The sequence below is a fragment of the Mesohalobacter halotolerans genome (assembly GCF_006120725.1).
GTDB classification, from domain to species: domain Bacteria; phylum Bacteroidota; class Bacteroidia; order Flavobacteriales; family Flavobacteriaceae; genus Psychroflexus; species Psychroflexus halotolerans.
On the sequence record NZ_SWMU01000004.1, the window covers coordinates 71,457 to 93,106 of the forward strand.

The window sequence follows — 21,650 nt, forward strand, 5'->3', positions numbered from 1 at the left end:
CACTACTATTTTCTAAATCGTTATCGTAAATCTCTAAACTCCATCTTTAATTTCGAATTAAATTTGTAATATTGGGCAATTTAGATGAAATTTTATGGGATAAAAATCCACTAAAACCAACATCAATAAACCTTTAAGCCATGAACAAAAAAGCCTTTTTAATTTTAATTACCAGTGTCTCTGCGCTTGGCGGATTACTTTTTGGATATGATACCGGTGTGATTAACGGCGCACAATTTTTTCTCAGCAAGTATTTTGAATTAGATCCCGGTATGAAAGGTTGGGTAGTGGCTAGTGCACTTTTAGGATGTCTGGTGGGTGCAATTTCTTCTGGGTTTTTTAATACTTTATTTGGTAGAAAATATACATTAATCCTTTCAGCCATACTGTTTACACTATCAGCTTGGGGCTCAGGAATGCCTTCATTTTTACCTGAAAGTGTAAGTTTACTTGTCGTTTTTAGAATTATTGGCGGTATTGGTATTGGCTTAGCCTCAATGTCTGCACCCGTTTATATTGCAGAAATCGCGCCTTCGAAACAACGTGGGATTTTGGTGAGTTTTTATCAATTGGCTATTGTGGTTGGGTTTTTTGTGGTGTTTCTCGTCACTTACTTTATTGGAAAAGATCTCACTGAAGCACAAAATATTCAATTTGGCTGGCGACAAATGTTTTGGTCTGAATTGATTCCGTGCGCCTTATTTTTATTTGCATTGTTTTTTGTCCCTAAAAGTCCGAGATGGTTGTATTTACAAGGTCGAGATATAGAAGCCTTAAAAACTTTGACCAAAATTCATGGCGAAATGGTCGCCATTGACGAACAGCGAGAAATCAAAAAATCTATCGAAAAAAACCAAAATCAAACTAAAAAGGTCAATTACTTCTCTAAAACCATCCTTGGCATTATTGTGATTGGAACCGTTTTCTCGATGCTGCAGCAGTTTACAGGCATCAATGCCGTATTGTATTACGGTGCCGATATTTTTGAAAAAGCACTTGGCTTTGGTAAGGATGATGTATTGGCTCAGCAAATCTTATTAGCCGGTGTAAATTTGATATTTACGTTTGTCGCTATGTTCTCCGTAGATAGATTTGGACGTAAACCTTTGGTAATCATCGGTAGTATTGGGATGATTATTGGATTTTTATTACTGGGCTTTAGTTTAAAAAACGACGCTGTTGGATTAGTCTCTTTAATTGGCGTATTGTTGTTTATCGCTTCGTTTGCCATGTCTATGGGACCTGTGGTTTGGGTCGTGTTATCCGAAATGTTTCCTAACCGCATAAGAAGTGTGGCCATGTCTGTTGCGGTTGCAGCACAATGGGGTTCCAATTATATTGTCTCCCAAAGTTTTCCAGTGGTAATGGAAAGCGAACTTAACGATAGCCCGTTTTGGAATGGCTCTCTGCCCTACTTTATCTTTATAGGTTTTATGATAATTCTGATTGTATTTATTATAAAATTTATTCCAGAAACCAAAGGGAAATCGCTTGAAGAATTGGAAGAAATTTGGGAGAAAAAATTATAGTGTATTAAACCTAACCTCACCAAAGCCTTTTAATTCAGCAGAAACCTTAGTTTTAGGCTTCAACCATTCTGCAGCCGTAGCAGCACCAGCGAGAATGATTTGTCCTTTTTTTAATACTAAATTTTTTTCAGCAGCCAAACGAGACAATTCAACGATAGATTGATAAGGATTATCCAGAATAGCTTGGGTAAATCCACTTTGCACCGTTTTATCGTTAAATGTTAATTGAATGGGTAAATTGGTAATGTCTTCTTTTAAATCTTGCCACTGACCTATACAATAGCCTATTGACGAACAATTATCAGCAATGACATCTTCCAATGAAAATTTGAAATCCTTGTAGCGCGAATCAATAACTTCAATAGCAACCGCCATCTTATCAATATATTGTGGAATATCATTTAATGTGATTTCCTGTGCAATGTCATTAGAAATTCTAAACGCCACTTCAGGTTCTGCTCTAGGATGGATGTATTGGTTTAAATCGATATTTTCATCAGGTTTAATTTCCATGTTATCTGTCAAGACGCCCCAAATTAAGTCATCAACACCCATTTGTTGCATTTTGGCTTTACTGGTAAACCCGAGTTTGTAACCTGTGATGGTTTCTCCCCTATCCAAACGAAGTTGTATAAGTTTGTGTTGAATATTGTAGGCTTCTTCTAATGAAAACTTGACGGCTTCAGAAGGTTGAGCGATTGGTGTTGCTGTTGTGGCAGCTTTGTCAAGTTGTTGGGATATTGTGGTTTTATTATTCATTCTGTTTGGTTTTCTCGATAACCTAACTGACAGCAGTCAGGGACGCAAAGTATCTAAGGTTTTTAAACGTTTATCACTTCATCCTCTAAATAGCGGTTCGTGTGTGTTTTGACAATCTCAAGTTTTTCTTTTAAACTTAAATGTTCTGGTAGGTGGCCTTCTTTTAATAAATACAAAATCACTTTATCCTGAGCACGACCACGAACTTTGGCATCGTGATAACCGATGTCTTCATTAAAGGTGACTAAAGAATATTTAGACGCATAATCATCAGGGAATTCCTTTTCAAAAGCCAATTCTAATTGGCGTTTTTGTAAAAACAACTCTTGCGCCGTATGGGCTTTCATTTCATGAAAATTATCTAGTGCCAAATCGGCAATGCCATCGGCGTCTTGTTTTCGGGTTTGACTAAATTCAGAAAACGCTTTGTCTAAATCAAAATCGACTTCGTTTAAAATATCATCAAACACGGCTACATCTTCAAAAGAAGCATTCATCCCTTGTCCGTAAAACGGCACAATAGCGTGAGCGGCATCACCCATAATCAATGTTTTTTTATACGTCCAAGGCGAACATCTTACCGTGCCAAGTGCTGCTGTTGGATTGTCAAAAAACTCTTCTTTTAAATGTGGCATCAAAGCGTGGGCATCGGGATAGTCTTTTTTGAAATATTCTTCAACTATTTTAGGGTTTGTTAAATTATTAAAATTATAATCGCCTCCTTCATATGCTAAAAATAAAGTCACCGTAAAACTTCCATCTAAATTAGGCAAAGCAATCAGCATATTTTCGCCTCTTGGCCAAATGTGTAGCGCATTTTTATAGATTTGATGTTCTCCATTTTTAGGTAAAATACTCAGTTCTTTGTAACCGTGGGTTAAAAAGTTCTGAGAAAAGCTAAAACGCAATTCTCTATTTTTCATTAAAGCTTGCCTCACCACAGAACCTGCGCCATCGGTGCCAATGATATAGTCAGCTTGAACGTGAAAATTTACGTCAGTTTTTTCATTTATGAATTCAGCTTTAGCACTTTCAACATCAACATTTTGACATGCGGCCTGAAATATCAAATGGACATTGTCGTGTTTCTCGACTTCATCCAAGAGTAAAGCGTTAAGACCAGATCTGGAAATAGAATTAATATAATTACCATCTTGTCCGCTGTAAGGCGATAATTTTGTATTGGAATTTTTATCGTGAAGCATCCGGCCATTCATCGGAATGCAAAGCACTTTGACTTTGTCTTCGAGACCAACGCGTTTTATGCCTTTAAGACCTCGATCAGAAAAAGCGAGGTTAATAGATCGCCCTGCAGAAATATCGGCATTTCTCAAATCTGGACGTTTTTCAACTAGTGTGATTTTATAGCCGTGTTGGGCGAGTTTTAAGGCTAGTAATGAGCCGCACAATCCTGCGCCAACGATGAGCAAATGCTTATCCTGCATATCTAATATGTTTTAAAATTTGAACAAATTGGTAAACGTCTTCAAAACTGTTATAAAGCGGTGCCGGCGCAACGCGTATCACTTGCGGCTCACGCCAATCGGCTACAACTCCGGCTTGAGTTAATTTATCAAACAAGCTTTTATCAGCATCGAGAAATTGTATGGATAACTGGCAGCCTCTTTCGTTTGGTTTTTTTGGTGTAATGAGTTTTAGATTATCATCATTTAATTCTAATAATAAATATTCCAAAAAACCAGTCAAATCTTTTGATTTTTTAACCACATTGTCAAATCCAGCTTGTTGAAAAATATCTAGGGAAGCTCTAATGGCTGCCATAGATAATATTGGCGGATTGCTTAACTGCCAGGCTTCTGCGGTTGGGATGGGTTTAAAATCCTGACGCATGTTAAAACGTGTGGATTTGTCATGTCCCCACCAACCCGTAAAGCGATGTAAGTCTTTGGTATGATGCTTTTCATGCACAAAACAACCCCCGAGACTTCCGGGTCCTGAATTGAGATATTTATAAGTGCACCACACCGCAAAGTCAACACCTAAATCGTGCAAATGGGGTTGAATATTACCAACACCATGTGCTAAGTCAAAGCCAATTTTAATATCATTTTGATGACATGAATCAGTGATATATTTCATGTCAAAATGTTGTCCGGTGTAATAGTTCGTATTGCCAATTAAAACCAAAGCAATTTCATCGCCATGATTTTGAATAATTTGATTAAAATCTTCTATATCATAATATTGGTCTTCTCGAGGTTTCCAAAGAATTAAAGCATCTTTGGGGTCGTAATCATGATATTTTAATTGAGACTCCACAGCGTATAAATCGGACGGAAATGCATCGGCTTCTATAAGGATTTTATGGCGTTTTGATGTAGGTTGATAAAACGAAACCATCATCAAATGTAGATTGACCGATAATGTATTCATGATAATGACTTCGCTTTCTTTTGCTCCAACAATATTTGCCATAGGTTTTGACAGAAACTCGTGATAAGGCATCCAAGGATTTTTAGCGTCGGTGTGACCATCAACTCCATAATCAGACCAATCATTTAATTCCTGTTGGATATAATCAGAGGTTGATTTAGGTTGAAGTCCGAGTGAATTGCCGCACAAATAAATTTTATTATCCCCTAGATTAGTTTTTGGGAAATAAAATTGATTTCTAAATTTTTTTAAACGGTCATTTGTATCGCAATTTTGCGCAAATTCTAAGCTATTTTCAAATTTCATATTAATTGATGCTGACATTTCTAAAATTGAGCTGAAAACCAGTATCAGGATTGCGATGAATCATATTAATCTTGATGCCATCAAAGTTTGATAAATCTTCAAATGTATTGAGCAATGCAGGTTCTTTTTTTCCGCTTGGGTAATATGCCCATTCTATAATGTGTTGATTTTGGTCAAGATAGACATCGTAACGGTCACCTGGTGTGTAGCCACCTTCATTTGGATATTTCACGATGAGTTTTGTGCTTTCTTTTTGTTGAATTGGAGATTTTACCCCTTCAATAGTCTCATAATTAAAAACTCCCCATTCCAAATGAAATGGAAACAATAACCAAAAGCTATCATTGACAAAGGCCTTATCAGTATCAACGAATTCTTGCATAATATTATCTCTCTTGTAAGTTATTCTTTCGTTTTCTTTAACCAATGTGACCTTATCATTTTTAGGATACCAAATCCAATGCCTTATCATTTCTTGTTCGCCAGGATTAACGACAAAACTAAATTCAATTTTTTCTACTGACGGCCAGTGTTCATAACCATGAGCATAAGCGATTTTTTCTAAGATAGTTTTGGTTTCTTCTTTCTTTTCCTCAGTTTGCTCTGAAATGGTGTTGGTCTTTTCTTTATTTTGCTTTTTATTGTTTTGACAAGACGTCAACGTCAAAAATGTGATAAGGGCTAAAAATAGTGTTTTCATAAGTAAATTTTAAGTCGATAAGCTATTTGTAAAGTTATATAAAACCTTTAAAACGGGATGTGTTTTTTCTTGTTTAGGAAATAAAAATAAATCGTCTAAATTTAAAGCCGTATGACCTAAAATGGCTTTGACTTGGTCGTCGCCAATTTTTTTGTAAGCCATAGACCAGTTTTTAAATTGCCTGTTTTCCAAATCTCCTGAGTCTAGTAACACCAAATCATTATGTCTGCTATCGTGTTTTATTTTTTCATAAACTTTATCAATTTCTGGTGCTTTGCCTTCAATGTATTGCACAAATTTACCTTGAATGAGTAGCAAAATACCTGTAATAGCTAGTCGTTTATTTTTTTCACGAATCTGAAACAATAATTGTTCAATGTCTTTATTGGTAAGGATTTGAGCTTGGTTGCTCATGTAAGACACAAATTTTAAACTGTCCACAAATTTTTTTTGTTAAAATAAGAAATTTTAATCATTTAAACCACTTTAAGTGTGATCTAATTTTTTTTGTTAATTTTACCTTATCATAAGGAAGTCATGAAGCAAAAAACTACACTTAAGCAGTTATCTAAAGAACTTAACGTTTCTGTTTCTACAGTATCTAAAGCTTTAAATAATAGCTCTGAAATCAGCACAAAGACAATAAAACGCGTTAAGGAATTAGCAAAGCTTTATGGCTATAAGCCTAACCCGGTTGCTGTTAGCCTTAAACGCAACAAGACCTTTACCATCGGTATTTTAATTCCTGATATCCTCAATCATTTTTTTGCTAAAGTTTTACATGGGATTGAAGAACAAGCAAGTCTTAAGGGATATAAAATCATAACTTGTTTAACCAATGAATCTCTCGATAAAGAAAAGGAATATCTTGAAATGCTAGAATATAATAAAGTTGATGGTATTATTGCAGCGCTTAGCAAGGAAACGCAGGTTAAGGAGGACTTTTCACATTTTAAAAACTTTAAAAGTTTAGACAAACCTTTAGTACTATTTGACAGGATAACTGATGAAATAGATTGCGACAAAGTGCTAGTCGATGATCAGAAAGCCGCTCAAGATGTTTTTGAGTATTTGAAAGAACAAAATCGTAAAAACATTGCGGTAGTTTCTACTTTGCCTCATCTTAGTGTGATTGTCGCGAGACTTCAAGGTGTCATGACATCTGCCAATCAAACTTCTACAAACGTCAAAACCCTCATGATCAGTGAAACTAAAGACGCAGAATCTAAAATCAATGATTTTTTTAAAAACGAATCCTTTGATGCTTTGATTGGTTTAGATGAAACTGCAGCGTCTATTGCTATTAATGCCGCAAAGCATTATCAAGTAAAAATACCAAAAGATTTAGCTATAGTTGGATTTACAGATGGGTTATTAGCCAAAAATGCTTATCCCAAAATGAGTGTTGTGTCTCAGCATGCTATAGAACTAGGCAAAAATACCGTAAAAATATTATTAGAAAGAATTGAGAATAAAACTTTGAAACCAAAGCGATTTATTCAACCTACAACACTTATTAAAAGAGCCTCTTCAGAGTAAATCATCGCGTAGTATCGCGATAGACCAATTTAGTTGGCAATACAATTTCGCTATTTTGGTCGGTATTTGAGATAAAAAAACCTTTATCAATTTTATTTAGTAGCATCTCAGCCACTTTTTCCCCCATTTTAAAACTGGGTTGAGAGACACATGTTAACTCTGGTGTAAACATATTACTGTAATGTAAATTCCCAAACCCTATGACTTCAATGTCTTGAGGAACTTTATAACCTAGTTTAGTCAAAGCTTTAATACACAAAATAGCATAATTATCGGTTGAGCAAAAAAAAGCATTTGGCACATCTTGAAGCTTAGAGAGAAAATTGAAAACTTCATAAAACTCGTGCTCTTGATGATATGACTTGCAATTTAATACATGCCGGGTTTTAAAAGATTGGTGATGTTTTTTATGGGCTTCAACAAAGCCATCAAAACGTTGATTAAACACACTTTTTTTTGAAGTGCCACCTATATAACCGATGCTGTTATTCTTATGTTTTATAAGTATTTCAACAGCCTTAACAGCAGAGCTGAAGTCATCAATTTTAACATGACCGGCGCCATCGATTTTATGACTAATATTATCAAATAAAACTAGTGGCATTTTTCTGTCAATAAGTTCTTCAACATGCTCATATGAATTTGTTTCATGAGTAAAACACATCGCAACACCGTCTACTGTGCCTCTTTCAAAAGCTAAGACATTTTCTTTTTCGTATTTAAAAGAGTTTCTGGAAGAATTAATTAGAATTCTGTAATCATGTTTTCTGACATAATAGTCGATCCCTCTACAAACCTCTATAAAAAAAGGTTCATCATATCTTGGAATAATAACCCCTAAGACATTTGTTTTACCAGAGCTCAAACTTTTAGCAATTTGATTAGACCTATATCCCATTTGTTTAGCCTTAGACAAGACCCTTTGTTTTGTTTCAGGCTTTACTCTGGAACTGTCAGACATAGCTCTTGAGACAGTAGCAATGGAGAGTTTTAAAGCTCTTGCCAAATCTTCAAGTCTTACTCTACTGTTAATCTTTGAATTCAAATTTTTAAATAATTAACAACAAAAATCCTTTTTTAATGAAAAATTGATAATACAAACGTTTACATTATAATTTCATATTAATCTTATGTAAAACTAAGATAAATAATCATTTAATTAGTAGATACAAATATAAAACGAAAAGGTTTTAGTCTCAATTTATGAATTTAAACTGGTTTAAAAAAGGTGTAGTTTATCAAATTTACCCGAGAAGCTTTAAAGATAGTAATGCAGATGGAATTGGAGACTTAAAAGGAATTACGTCAAAACTAGATTACATCAAATCATTAAACGTTGACATTATTTGGATTAGCCCAATTTTCAAATCCCCAAATAAGGATAATGGATATGATGTAAGCGATTATTGTGCAATTATGCCGGAGTTTGGTACAATGTCAGATTTCGATGAACTATTAAATGAGGCACATCAAAGAGATTTAAAAATCGTACTTGACCTTGTACCAAATCATACTTCGGATAAGCACAGCTGGTTTAAGAAAGCCAAACAAAGCAAAAATAGTCCCTACAGAGATTTTTATATTTGGAAAAAACCAAGTCCAGACGGAGGACCACCTAACAATTGGAAATCTTTTTTTGGAGGATCTGCCTGGACTTTTGACGATAGTACAGAAGAATATTACTTGCACCTTTTTACAAAATACCAACCAGATTTAAATTGGGAAAACCCCAAAGTTAGAGAAGGGATTTATGAGGTGATGAGGTTTTGGTTGGATAAAGGTATAGATGGATTTAGGATGGATGTGGTAAGTTTATTATCAAAAGATTTGAGTTTTGAAAATATTGATCCTAATATCGGATTTAGAAAAATCATAGAAAAACACTACGCTAATGGCCCTAAAATCCATCAATATTTACATGAAATGCATGAAAAAGTCATGAAACATTACGATGCATTTTCAATGGGTGAAGGTGTTGGTATAACCCAAGATAATGCACATCTCTATGTTGGTGAAGATCGAAAAGAACTCGATATGATATATCATTTTGACATCTTAGAAAATAATATTATCAATGGCAAATATGAAGACATATCAGAATTTGAGCTTATTAATATCAAAAACATATTTAGAGGGTGGCAAAAAGTGATGACCAAAGGTGGTTGGATTGCCAATGCTCTTGGTAATCATGATTTTGCCCGTTTAGTATCACGTTTTGGCAATGATAAAAAATATCATAAAGAATCTGCGAAAATGTTGATAACGCTTATGGCTACTCAAAATGGTACGCTTAATATATATCAGGGAGATGAAATTGGGATGACAAATATACAATTAGACAATATTGAAGAGGTCAATGATATACAATCCAGAAACTTCTACTATGAAAATTTAGAATCTCAAAAATTCTCAGAAGAAGAAGCGCTAGAAATGATAAATAATGAAGGTAGAGATAATGCCAGAACGCCAATGCAATGGAATAAAGAAGATTATGCTGGTTTTTCTGAAATTCAACCTTGGCTACAAGTCAATCCAAACTTTGAAAAAATAAATGTAGAGCAACAAATCGCTGATTCTGAATCAGTATTAAATTACTATAGGTCTATTTTAGCTCTCAAAAAAGAGCATAATGTCTTCACATATGGAAAATTTGAAGAATTTGAAAAAAATAATAAAAATATTTACACATACAGTAAAACACTTGGTTATCAGAAGATTGTTGTCTTTTTAAACTTTTCAGAATTCGAAAACGTTATCGATTATGAATTTGGAAATGAAAAAAATTATGATTTGTTAATAAATAATTATAAATTTGTTACGAAAACATTAGAGAATATTTGTTTAAAACCTTATCAATCAATAATTTTCAATGTCAATTAATATGAATAATTTTAAACCTAAATACAATGAAAAAAATGTTACTTAAACACGCTTTTTACATTATAGCGATGCTGTTTAGCACAGCTATGCTAGCACAAGTCACGGTGACGGGTGTGGTTTCCGATCAAATGGGGCCTTTGCCTGGCGTAAATGTGTTAGAAAAAGGAACCCAGAATGGTACAGTTACGGGTTTTGATGGTGATTTCACGTTAGAAGTTGCTGAAGATGCCACATTAGTATTCAGCTATGTTGGCTTTAAAACTCAAGAAGTTGCTGTAGATGGACAAACTACAATTAACGTTACATTGGTCGAAGATGCAGCTAAGCTCGATGAGGTTGTTGTGATTGGTTATGGGACAACAACCGTAAAAGATGCTACAGGCTCAGTATCCTCTGTAGCTTCTGAAGATTTTAACGGAGGTGTAATTTCTTCACCTGAGCAATTAATACAAGGTAAAACCGCAGGTGTTCAAATTTCTGTAGCAAGTGGTGAACCGGGTGCTGCTGCAAATATTCGTATTAGAGGTTCTAATTCTATTCGATCTAATAACAATCCATTATTTGTAGTAGATGGAATACCGTTATCAGATCAAGGAACAGTGCCGGCTACTGGTGGGATAATTGATGGTGGTAGTACGCCACGAAATCCCTTAAGCTTTATAAACCCCAATGATATAGAAAGTATATCTATTTTAAAAGATGCTTCTGCAACAGCCATATATGGTTCAAGAGGTGCAAACGGTGTTGTTATAGTCACAACAAAATCCGGAAAAGCAGCCAAAGGTGGTGTTTTTACGTTTTCTTCAAATTTAAGTGTGTCTTCTCCTGCTAATGATTTCGATTTATTCGATGCAGAAGCTTATAAAACAAACATATTAGACGTGACTGGAAGCCCAGTACCAAATGTTGATGATACTGGTGCTAATACAGACTGGCAGGATGTTATTACCCGAACTACATTTTCATCTGAAAACAACTTAACCTATTCAAGAGCTTACACAGATGGTAATTTAAGAGCAAGTTTTTCTTATACAGATCAACAAGGTGTTTTAGAAGAATCTTCTCAGGAGAGAATTGTTGGAAGATTAAATTTAAGACATCGGTTTTTTGACGATAAATTAAAACTTCAAATTCAATCTTCCATTGCAAGAGTTAATGATGAATCGCCATTTATAGGTGCTCAGGCAGGAGCAAGTGGTAATATTATAGGTTCTGCATATTCTGCCCCTCCTACATGGCCAAATGATCCAGACTTTTTTGTAGAAGGAAATAGACTTAATCCTGCTAACATATTAGCTTATTACGATTCAAACACAAAAACAAATAGATTACTCTTAAATGGTTCCCTTGAATATGAGATTAATAGTAATTTTTCAGCTAAATTAAACCTAGGTTATGACAATTCAGATGCTGAAGCTGAGTCTTTAGCAACAGCTGATTTTAACAATAATCCTGGAGTTTCTGGTGAAGGTCGTGCATCTTTTAACACTTTAGAAGCTACCAGTAAGTTACTAGAAGCTACGGTTAACTATAAAAAGGATTTTGATAACTCTAACTTAGATATCATCATAGGTTACTCCTTTCAAGACTTTAGACGAAAGGGTTTAAACTCACAAGGTTGGGGACTAGGCTTTAATGCAAATTTATCAAACAGTGTTGGTGCTTTACAGTCTAGGATACGTGGAACTTATCAGCAATTCGGTTATGATTCGGATGGAAGTTTTTTAAATAGGCTTTTCCCTTTTGATGATACTGATGAGCTACCCTTTTTCGTTCAGCCTTTTGAATCTTTAGTGGTGGACACATTTGATAATACTGATGAGTTGCAATCCTTTTTTGGTAGAGCTAACTATTCTTTAAATGATAAATTTTTATTTACAGCTACAGTAAGAGCTGACGGTTCGTCTCGTTTTGGTAGTGATTACCAATATGGTATTTTCCCATCTGGTGCTTTTGCTTGGAAACTATCTGAAGAAGATTTTATAGGTGATAATGTTTCAACATTAAAGCTCAGATTGAGTAGCGGTGTAACTGGTAACCAAGCTGGTTTAGGTTATGCCCAATTTTTAAAGAGACAACGCTTTGCCGCACCAGGGATTGGAGATGATGGAAATGTTAACAGACCTGGATTGGCTACTGTTGCAGTACAGAATGAGGAGTTAAAATGGGAATCCACGTTAGACATGAACTTAGGTATAGATTTTGGTTGGAATTTTGACAGAATCAGAGGTTCTTTTGATGTTTACCGTAAAGAAACAAGTGATTTGTTGTTTAGACAAGCTGCTGCTGCACCAGCTTTTGACCCTTTTGTATTTAGAAATTTACAAGATGGTAAAGTAATAAACCAAGGTATAGAATTAAACCTAGGCTATGATTTTATTGCAACAGAAGACTCTAATTTTTCTGTAGACTTTAATATTGCCTATAATGATAATACTGTTGAAGGTTTAAATGGAACCACCGCAGAGTTTGGTGCCTTAAACGGTCCTGGGCTGACTAATGCTTTTGTACAACGTTTAGGGGAAGGGCGTTCGTTATTTTCATACTATTTAGCAGAATACTCTGAAGACGAAAACGGTGAGCCTAATTTCTCACCAGATGACAAAAAATTTGTCGATAAAGATGGATTACCGGATATCACAACAGGCTTATCCTTAAATTATACTTTAGGTAATTTTGATGCTTCTGCATTTTTTACGGGTCAATTTGGTTTTTATGTGTATAATAATACAGCAAATGCTTTTCTTAACAGAACAACATTTGCAACAAACAGAAACGCCACACCAGAGGCTTTAACAAGACAATCACAAGAAATTTCAACACTTTATTTAGAAAAGGGTGATTTTGTAAGATTACAAAACCTTTCACTAGGTTATAACTTTACACTTAATGAAAACAGCACTTTAGATTCATTGAGAATTTCAGTCAATGGGCAAAACTTATTTCTAATCACTGGTTATAGTGGTTTAGATCCTGAAGTATCTTCTAATACCGGTGACGGTGGAACTGGAATACCAAGTGCCAGTATAGACTATACATCATTTCCAAGACCAAGAACGATAACACTTGGTTTAAATGCAAAATTTTAAAAACAAAAAATAATTAATGTTATGAAAAAACAAATAAAACTTATAATATTCTTTTTTTCTATAGCTCTTGTACAGTTTTCATGTACAGATCTAGAAATAGAAGAGACAGATTCAATCCTCGCAGAAAACTTTAGTGGTTTAACTGCAGAGGAGGCAAATAGTTCTTTGACTAATATGTATAATAGCTTAAACAACTTCATTGCAACGCAAGAAAATTTATATGCCCTAAGTGAGGTTACTTCTGACGCACTATTGATTCCAACTAGAGGTTCAGACTGGGGTGACAACGGGCTATGGAGACAACTTCACCAACACACCTGGAATCCAGACCATAGATTCATTACCAATACATGGAATGAATGGAATGGACTTCAGCTAAATGCTTCAGAAATTATTGATGACAGAACACCAGCATCAGCTGAAGCTAAGGGTGAAGCCCACTTTTTAAGAGCACTTGCAATGTTTATTATTCTCGATCATTACGGTCAGGTACCATTCAGAGACACAAAAGCTTTACCTTCAGTTGATCCTGAGGTTTTTACAGGTGCAGATGCAGTAAACTTTATTGTAGAAGATTTAAATACTGCAATTTCTAGTTTACCAGATGCTACTCCTAATGGAGATAATCAAAGAGCTACAAAAACTTCTGCTCAACTTTTACTGGCTAAAGTATTGTTAAATAAACATGTATACACTGATACTGAAGTTAATAATGCAGATATGAACCAAGTAATTTCATTAGTTGATGATATAACTAATACAGGTTTTCAACTGCATGATGGTTATTATGATATCTTTAAGGAAGATGCTGATAGCGAGACTATTTGGTACAGACCAAGAGCTGTTGGAGAAAGAACTTTCCATACTTTACACTATAATTCTACCGAATTAGGTGGCGGCGGTTGGAATGGATTCTCAACACTTGCAGAATATTATGACTTATATGAAGGAGATCCTAATAGCAATAGAGTAGATTTAGATGGAAATCTATTAGACGGTCAAGAAGAAAGAAGAGGTGGTGTTCCTCCTCAAGGTATTCCTATTGGCGATGCAACCGACCCACTCTTACAGGGCGATGAAAACGGTGATGGATTTGTAGATGGCTCTAACGTTGGTAGTGGATATTTGATAGGACAGCAATACGCCCCTGATGGTAGCCCTCTTGAAGATAGAAACGGTAATCCGCTAAACTTCACAAGAGACTTCTTTGATGCAGGTTCTGGTGAGCCGAGTTTAGTGGGTAATAATGAAGTTACAGGGATAAGAGTGATTAAATACAATCCAAGATTTGGAGGAGGATTCCAAAATCATCTTATTTATATGAGATATGCAGATGCTTATCTAATGAAAGCAGAGGCCATGTTTAGATCTGGGCAAGACCCTACAACAATGATTAATGATTTGAGATCACTCAGAGGGGCTTCGCCACTCAGTTCAGTATCAGAACAAGATATTTTGGATGAGAGAGGTAGAGAATTATTCACTGAGACATGGAGAAGAAATGATTTAATACGTTTTGGACAATATACTAGAGACTGGGCTTTTAAAGACCCTAGCGCTGTCAATAATCCAGACAGAAAATTGTTCCCAATACCTGCAACTCAAGTAAATTTAAATCCTAATTTAGTACAAAATCCAGGTTACTAATATTGTTTAAATTTTGTTTATTTAAAGGGATATTTCTAATATCCCTTTTTTTATGGTTTTATCTTAAATTTATTATCCAGTATTTATAATCTATATCTTAATTTGATTGATTATGAGAGATTTATTTAATAATTTTACATCTCTTTTGTTTTAGAAAAATTGTATAAATATCAGACATTATCTATGAATAGAAAAAAATGTAACATTAATAGACTTAAAAGATACTTGATGAATTGTAAATTGATTTCCATTTTTTGTTTGTCTATAATGTTAAGCTCATGTAGTAGATATAAAACAAATACGATAAAAAAACCTATAGAAAATAAACTTTTTACTTTGCTAAGCCCTGATAGTACAGGGGTAAAATTCTTTAATGAAGTTATCAATCAAAAAAACTTTAATATTTTCAAATACCGTAATTTTTACAATGGTGGTGGTGTTGCAATAGGTGATATTAATAATGATGGTTTACCAGATATCTATCTCACCGCAAATATGAAACCAAATAAACTTTACTTAAATAAAGGTGATTTTAAGTTTGAAGACATATCAAAATCAGCTGGAATACAAGGTGATAAACCATGGTCTACAGGAGTAGTTATGGCAGATGTTAACCAAGACGGTTTATTAGATATCTATGTAAGTAATGCCGGTAATATGGAAGGCAATAACCACGACAATGAATTATTCATCAATAACGGCGACTTAACCTTTGCAGAAAAAGCAAAAGACTACAACCTCGCCGAAACAGGTTTTTCTACCCATGCTTCGTTTTTCGACTATGATAAAGACGGCGATTTAGATGCTTATATTTTAAATAATTCTAACATCCCTGTAAGTAGTTTAGGCTATGCGCACCAAAGAGATAAAAGAGCTCAAGATTGGGAAAATGTTCCTCATATATTCAGAGGTGTTGGTGATATGCTATTGAGAAATGATAATGGTAAATTTGTAGATGTTAGTGAAGAAGCCGGCATTTATGGCAGTTTAATTGGATTTGGTTTAGGCGTCATGATTACCGATATCAATAATGACTTGTATCCAGATATTTACATATCTAATGATTTTTATGAGCGCGACTATTTATACATTAATAATCAAGATGGTACGTTTAGTGAAGAAATAAAAAAATGGACCTCTCACCTATCCCTCTCTGCGATGGGTGTAGATATTCAGGATATTAACAATGATGGTCATTCAGATATTTTTATTACAGATATGCTCCCGGATCCCGATCAGCGAATAAAATCTGTGATGGAATTTGAAGGCTATGATGTTTTTAAGCTCAAACAAAGTAAAGACTTTTATCAACAATACATTCAAAATACACTTCAGCTCAATAATGGAAATGGTAGCTTTTCAGAAATTGCTAACTTTAGTGGAATATCAAAAACAGACTGGAGTTGGGCAGGACTTATATTTGATATGGATAATGATGGCTATAAAGATATCTATGTTACAAATGGTATTAATCACGATCTAACAGATTTAGATTTTGTAGATTTTTTTGCTAATGAAATTATTCAAAAAATGGCTTTAACCGGAAAAAAACAAGCTATAGATTCCATTATTCAAAAAATGCCTCAAACACCTTTGCCGAATTATGCTTTCAAAAACAACAAAGATCTCACTTTCAATAATAATACAGATAAGTGGGGATTTAGTAAACCTAGTTTCTCTAATGGGGCTGCTTATGGTGATTTAGATAATGATGGAGATTTAGACTTGGTTGTGAATAATGTTAATATGCATTCATTTGTTTATCAAAACAATGCAGATAAAATGCTTGACAACCATTATTTAAAGATCAAACTGAATGGAACCGAGTCCAATAAATTTGCTATTGGCAGTTCAATAAAAGTTTACGCTAACGGTAAAGTATTTAAACAAGAACAAGTGCCCTCAAGAGGCTTTCAATCTTCAATGGATTATGTGCTTAATTTTGGCTTAGGAAAAGTAAACACCATAGATTCAATTAGAGTGATATGGCCGAGCAGTAAAACTACACTACTTAAAGATGTAGCCACAAACCAACAATTGGTTTTAAATGAATCGGATGCCAGCGAAACCTATACACCAAAAACACCTCACAAAAAAGATTTGTTATTTGAAGAAGTCTCTCACAACCTCTTAGCTCACGATGAAAACGTGTACACCGATTTTGACCACGAAGGTCTGATTTCATCAAAAGTATCACAAGAAGGACCGGCTTTTGCAAAAGGTGATATTAACAATGATGGATTTAATGATCTATTTATTGGTGGGGGCAAAAATCAACAGGCAGCTGTTTACATAAATGATCAAAACGGAAATTTTAAAATTCAACAAAATCCTGTTTTTCAGGATGATATTGAATTAGAAGATACTGCTGCAGCTTTTTTTGATGCTGATAATGATGGTGATTTGGATTTGATGGTTGGCAATAGCGGTAATGAAGTCAATCGCAAGGAAGTCTATAAAGTTCGTTTATATATCAACGATGGAATAGGAAATTTTTCTAAATCAGAGCAAAACATGCCCTACACCAACAATAATATTTCTGCCATAGCACCATATGATTTTGATGACGACGGAGATGTTGATGTTTTTGTGGCTTCTAGAAGTGTGGTTGGGACTTATGCTGTAGATCCTGAACATTTATTCTTAGAAAATACAGGTTATGGTTACTTTCAAGATGCGACAGAAAGATACGCTTATGATGTAAATAAAGCCGGAATGATCACAGATGCCATTTGGGAAGATATTGATGGTGATTCTAAAAAAGATTTAATTACAACATCAGATTGGGGCTCAACAACTATTTATAAAAATACGGGCAGAAACCTCACTAAACTCGATACGACTTTAGATGATTATCACGGCTGGTGGAAAACTGTAACCGCATTTGATATAGATAATGATGGAGACCTAGACCTAATTTTAGGGAATCAAGGGAGTAATACTTTGTACAAAGCAACTCGTAAAAATCCTATGAAATTATGGATTAATGATTATGACAATAACGGTACTATAGAACAGATCTGTACAACAACTATTAATGATGGAGACTATCCGCTACACATGAAAAAAGAACTGACTAATCAAATTGTTTCTTTAAAAAAACAAAACCTTAAAGCTTCAGATTATGCTAAAAGAACAATAAATGAACTTTTTTCAGAAGATATTATTAACAATACAATTGTTAAAAAAGCTAATACTATGGAATCTATCATTGCTGTAAATAATGGCAACGGTAACTTTAATATAAAAAAGCTACCACCCAGAACTCAGCTGTCTTCAGTCAATAGCATTATGGTAATAGATGTGAATAAAGATGGTTTTAAAGATATCATTACGGGCGGTAATAATTTTGAACTTAAACCTCAATTTTCCAGACTCGATGCCAATTATGGTTCTGTACTTTTAAATGATAAGAACAATAATTTTGAATGGCAGGCCTATTCCGAAACTGGTTTTTTTATTAAAAATGAAGTTAAACACCTCAGCCGATTTAAAAGTAAAATTGGTAAAAATTATGTATTAGTAGTAATTAATGATGATAAACCCAAGATTTTTGAACTTAATAACTAAATATCCTTTTTTTATAAGTATAGCAATGGTGTTACTTTGGTCTTGCAAAGAAAAAAACGATGTAGTTTTTAGAACTGTATCTGCTGAAAAGACAAATATTAGTTTTACCAATCAAGTCACACCAACTGAAGATGTCAATATCTTAGACTACATGTATTTTTATAATGGCGGTGGTGTTGCTGTTGGTGACATTAACAATGATAGTCTACCTGATATTTTCTTTTCCGGCAATCAAGTTAAAAATAAATTATATTTAAATCAAGGTGACCTAAAATTTAAAGATATTTCAAATAAAGCCAATATTGAAGGCAACAGTTCCTGGAATACCGGTGCTGTTATGGGAGATGTTAATGGCGATGGTCTCTTAGATATTTATGTTTGTGCTGTTGTTGGACTTAATGGATTCAGTGGGTATAATGAATTATTCATTAATAATGGTGATGAAACTTTTACAGAATCTGCTGCAGAATATGGATTGGATTTTGATACCTATAGTTCATCAGCTGCTTTTTTAGATTATGACAAAGATGGCGACCTGGATCTTTATTTACTTAACCATGCAACACATACACCAGAATCATACGGTAAAGTAGAAGTACGCTATAAGAGAGATTATCAAACAGGAGATAAATTGTTGAGAAATGACAATGGTAAATTTGTAGACGTCAGTGAAGAAGCTGGGATTTTTGGAGGTGTAAATGGATATGGCTTAGGGATTTCTGTTGCAGACTTTAATCAAGATGGTTTTCCGGATATCTATATAGGAAACGATTTTCACGAAGATGATTATTATTACATTAATAATGGAGACGGGACTTTTTCAAACAAACTCATGTCTTCATTTGGGCACACCTCACGCTTTTCTATGGGAAGCGATGTCAGTGATATTAACCACGATGGTTTACCTGATTTACTGTCTTTAGATATGCTTCCTGAAAATGAAAAAGTTCTAAAGTCTTCTGTCGATGATGAAGATTACCAACTGGAAAAAATCAGAATTGAAAATTATGGATATTACAACCAGTACTCAAGAAATATGCTCCAAATCAACCAAAAAAATGGTGATTTTAAAGAAATTGGGCTTTTAAGTGGTGTTGCCGCTACAGACTGGAGTTGGAGTGCTTTATTTGCAGATTTTAATCAAGATGGAGAACAAGACCTGTACATCACAAATGGAATTATAAGAAGACCTAACGACTTAGATTACATCAATTTTATATCAAGTGATCAGATTAAAAATAAAATTGATAAAACCAATTTAGTTGATCAAAAAGCATTATCTAAAATGCCCTCTGGAAAAGTAGCTAACTACATCTTTAAAGGAAATGGTGATCTCACTTTTGAAAATAAATCTCAATCCTGGGTAGATCACAATAAAGCCAATGTCTCAACCGCAATGGCATTAGGTGACTTAGACAACGATGGTGATCTAGACATTGTCATAAACAACCTGAATGAAACGGCTAGCATTTTAGAAAACCAAACTAATTCAAAATCCAGATATCTAAAAGTAAATCTACTTTACCCAAAACCCAACACATCTGCTATTGGTGCTAAAGTTTATGCCTATACAGACAATAAATTGCAATTCAAAGAAAATTACACTTGCAGAGGTTATCAAGCTTCTTCAGAGCCTATGATTCATTTTGGCTTTGGCGATAGTAAAAAAATTGATTCTTTAAAAATTATTTGGCCCGATAATACCTATCAAATTATAAAAGACTTACCTACAAACCAGACGATTACTGTTAAACCTAACCATACTATTCCAGTAAAAAATCAAAGTAAAGAAACCAAAACTATTTTTAGTAAAGTTGAAGGTAACTTAGGTATAGACTTCACTCACACTGAAGATAGCTATAAAGATTTTGCCAGACATAAATTGATTCCTTATCAATTATCCAACAAAGGGCCGGCTGTTGCTATTGGTGATTTAAACAATGATGGCAAAAAAGATATTTTTTTTGGTGGCTCAAAATTTAAGAGGTCTCATGTTTATATTCAAAGAGATACAAGTTATGTATCTAAAGAATTCAACAACATTCTGAAAGATTCTATAAAAGAAGAAGTTTCTGCTGCCATAGATGACTTTAACAATGATGGTAAAAACGAATTGTTTGTAGGCTCTGCTGGGAATGATTTTCAACCACCATCAAAACCATTATTAGATAGCTATTATACGTTGAAAGATACCACTTTTGTTAAGGAAAGCACACCAGAATTATACAATAATAATTCAACCCTAGAACCTTACGACTTTGACGAAGACGGAGATTTAGATATTTTTGTTGGGAATTACACGATTACCAACGATTTTGGAAATATACCAGATTCCTATATTTTGGTCAATGACAAAGGCATATTTTCAGTGCTTGACCCCAATCCATTTGAAAAACTTGGTATGGTGACCGATGCAGTTTGGGAAGATTTTGATAGTGATGGGCTAAAAGATTTGATAGTCATCGGCGAATGGATGAGTCCTAAATTGTTTAAAAACAACGGTAAAAATTTTGAGGAAGTCAATTTACCAGGAGACCTCAACGGGCTTTGGCAAGCCATTCAGCCTTTTGATATAGATAATGACGGCGATACCGATTATATTCTGGGCAATTGGGGTACTAATACAAAATTTTCAGCATCAGACGACTATCCCATGAAAATGTATTATGCTGATTTTGATAATAACGGCCAAACCGAAACAATTGTGTGTACCGCTAAAGACGGCAATTATTACCCTATTGCCGGTTTAGATGAGTTAGCAAGTCAACTGGTGTTTTTAAAGAAAAAGTTTACTACTTATAAGTCATTTGCCGGTCAGTCTATCGAAAGTGTTTTAAGTAAAAATATGATAGATAAAGCAAAAGTATTAGAAGTAAATGAACTCAAATCGGGCTATCTTGCAAACGATGATGGTCAATTTAAATTTATGCCTTTTAAAAATATTTTACAAGTTGCACCAGTGACATCCTTTTTGAAGTATGATTTTAACAACAATGGTAGTAATAGCATACTTTTAGGTGGTAATTACTTTGGCTTAACCCCTTATCACGGAAGGTTGGACGCTTTTTCCGGTGCTTTGATTAATGACATTAATTCAATAAATTTAGGCCCAAAAATAGGTCTAAATTTCTTAAAAAAAGAAATAAGGCATTTAAGTATTATTAAGATGGATAAAAAATCTTACCTTATGGTAACAACAAATAACAATAAAGTTGAAATTTATAAATTTTAAATGTA

At 34.1% G+C, this 21,650-nt stretch carries 13 protein-coding genes; 7 read left to right on the forward strand and 6 right to left on the reverse strand.

The features are described 5' to 3' along the window. Positions 1-140: 140 nt before the first annotated feature. A complete protein-coding gene (locus FCN74_RS10180; RefSeq protein WP_138932495.1) occupies positions 141-1,529 on the forward strand; it encodes a sugar porter family MFS transporter in 1,389 nt (462 codons plus the stop codon). On the opposite strand, the gene FCN74_RS10185 is transcribed toward FCN74_RS10180, so the two are convergent. The 5 genes from FCN74_RS10185 to FCN74_RS10205 form a co-directional block, all read right to left on the reverse strand. Further along, positions 1,524-2,288 carry a 2-keto-4-pentenoate hydratase gene (locus FCN74_RS10185; protein WP_138932496.1) on the reverse strand — a complete coding sequence of 255 codons (765 nt, stop codon included), beginning with the start codon at positions 2,286-2,288 and terminating at the stop codon, positions 1,524-1,526. The two genes, FCN74_RS10180 and FCN74_RS10185, sit on opposite strands and share 6 nt — an antisense overlap. 62 nt (positions 2,289-2,350) lie before the next feature. Beyond that, positions 2,351-3,733, reverse strand: coding sequence for an FAD-dependent oxidoreductase (locus FCN74_RS10190; protein ID WP_138932497.1), 1,383 nt, complete (start codon positions 3,731-3,733; stop codon positions 2,351-2,353). Next, on the reverse strand, positions 3,723-5,006 hold the full coding sequence (gene kynU / locus FCN74_RS10195; protein WP_246062607.1) for a kynureninase: 1,284 nt from the start codon (positions 5,004-5,006) through the stop codon (positions 3,723-3,725). Before kynU ends, FCN74_RS10190 begins: the two co-directional genes overlap by 11 nt. Beyond that, on the reverse strand, positions 4,990-5,688 hold the full coding sequence (locus tag FCN74_RS10200; protein ID WP_138932498.1) for a hypothetical protein: 699 nt from the start codon (positions 5,686-5,688) through the stop codon (positions 4,990-4,992). The genes kynU and FCN74_RS10200 overlap by 17 nt, the downstream gene beginning before the upstream one ends. A gap of 9 nt (positions 5,689-5,697) precedes the next feature. Next, positions 5,698-6,129, reverse strand: a complete 432-nt coding sequence (locus tag FCN74_RS10205) for a BLUF domain-containing protein (RefSeq protein WP_246062608.1) — start codon at positions 6,127-6,129, stop codon at positions 5,698-5,700. A gap of 96 nt (positions 6,130-6,225) precedes the next feature. Here FCN74_RS10205 and FCN74_RS10210 point away from each other — a divergent pair, with 96 nt between their 5' ends. Further along, positions 6,226-7,227, forward strand: a complete 1,002-nt coding sequence (locus tag FCN74_RS10210) for a LacI family DNA-binding transcriptional regulator (RefSeq protein ID WP_138932499.1) — start codon at positions 6,226-6,228, stop codon at positions 7,225-7,227. A gap of 1 nt (position 7,228) precedes the next feature. Here the strand turns inward: FCN74_RS10210 and FCN74_RS10215 are convergent, their stop codons facing one another. Then, positions 7,229-8,272: a LacI family DNA-binding transcriptional regulator gene (locus FCN74_RS10215; RefSeq protein WP_138932500.1), complete on the reverse strand. Its 1,044-nt coding sequence runs from the start codon at positions 8,270-8,272 to the stop codon at positions 7,229-7,231. Positions 8,273-8,430: 158 nt separating this feature from the next. On the opposite strand from FCN74_RS10215, the gene FCN74_RS10220 reads away from it, so the two are divergent. The 5 genes from FCN74_RS10220 to FCN74_RS10240 all read left to right on the forward strand — a co-directional run bounded on the left by FCN74_RS10220 (position 8,431) and on the right by FCN74_RS10240 (position 21,645). Next, the gene (locus tag FCN74_RS10220) at positions 8,431-10,107 is read left to right on the forward strand and encodes a glycoside hydrolase family 13 protein (protein ID WP_138932501.1); all 1,677 of its coding nucleotides are present in this window, start codon (positions 8,431-8,433) and stop codon (positions 10,105-10,107) included. 26 nt (positions 10,108-10,133) lie between these two features. Then, positions 10,134-13,196 carry a SusC/RagA family TonB-linked outer membrane protein gene (locus FCN74_RS10225; RefSeq protein ID WP_138932502.1) on the forward strand — a complete coding sequence of 1,021 codons (3,063 nt, stop codon included), beginning with the start codon at positions 10,134-10,136 and terminating at the stop codon, positions 13,194-13,196. A gap of 21 nt (positions 13,197-13,217) precedes the next feature. After that, a complete protein-coding gene (locus tag FCN74_RS10230) occupies positions 13,218-14,843 on the forward strand; it encodes a RagB/SusD family nutrient uptake outer membrane protein (protein ID WP_138932503.1) in 1,626 nt (541 codons plus the stop codon). A 228-nt stretch (positions 14,844-15,071) separates the two neighbouring features. After that, complete coding sequence (locus FCN74_RS10235) at positions 15,072-18,413, forward strand: VCBS repeat-containing protein (protein WP_138932504.1); 3,342 nt, start codon at positions 15,072-15,074, stop codon at positions 18,411-18,413. Then, complete coding sequence (locus tag FCN74_RS10240; RefSeq protein WP_138932650.1) at positions 18,379-21,645, forward strand: VCBS repeat-containing protein; 3,267 nt, start codon at positions 18,379-18,381, stop codon at positions 21,643-21,645. Before FCN74_RS10235 ends, FCN74_RS10240 begins: the two co-directional genes overlap by 35 nt. Positions 21,646-21,650 lie beyond the last annotated feature (5 nt).

Bases quoted from the DNA above. Each gene is read 5' to 3' on its own strand.
- FCN74_RS10235 (WP_138932504.1), top strand. From the start codon at position 15,072: ATGAATTGTAAATTGATTTCCATTTTTTGTTTGTCTATAATGTTAAGC.
- FCN74_RS10220 (WP_138932501.1), top strand. From the start codon at position 8,431: ATGAATTTAAACTGGTTTAAAAAAGGTGTAGTTTATCAAATTTACCCG.
- FCN74_RS10200 (WP_138932498.1), bottom strand. From the start codon at position 5,688: ATGAAAACACTATTTTTAGCCCTTATCACATTTTTGACGTTGACGTCT.
- FCN74_RS10180 (WP_138932495.1), top strand. From the start codon at position 141: ATGAACAAAAAAGCCTTTTTAATTTTAATTACCAGTGTCTCTGCGCTT.
- FCN74_RS10190 (WP_138932497.1), bottom strand. From the start codon at position 3,733: ATGCAGGATAAGCATTTGCTCATCGTTGGCGCAGGATTGTGCGGCTCA.
- FCN74_RS10230 (WP_138932503.1), top strand. From the start codon at position 13,218: ATGAAAAAACAAATAAAACTTATAATATTCTTTTTTTCTATAGCTCTT.
- kynU (WP_246062607.1), bottom strand. From the start codon at position 5,006: ATGTCAGCATCAATTAATATGAAATTTGAAAATAGCTTAGAATTTGCG.
- FCN74_RS10225 (WP_138932502.1), top strand. From the start codon at position 10,134: ATGAAAAAAATGTTACTTAAACACGCTTTTTACATTATAGCGATGCTG.
- FCN74_RS10185 (WP_138932496.1), bottom strand. From the start codon at position 2,288: ATGAATAATAAAACCACAATATCCCAACAACTTGACAAAGCTGCCACA.
- FCN74_RS10240 (WP_138932650.1), top strand. From the start codon at position 18,379: ATGATAAACCCAAGATTTTTGAACTTAATAACTAAATATCCTTTTTTT.
- FCN74_RS10210 (WP_138932499.1), top strand. From the start codon at position 6,226: ATGAAGCAAAAAACTACACTTAAGCAGTTATCTAAAGAACTTAACGTT.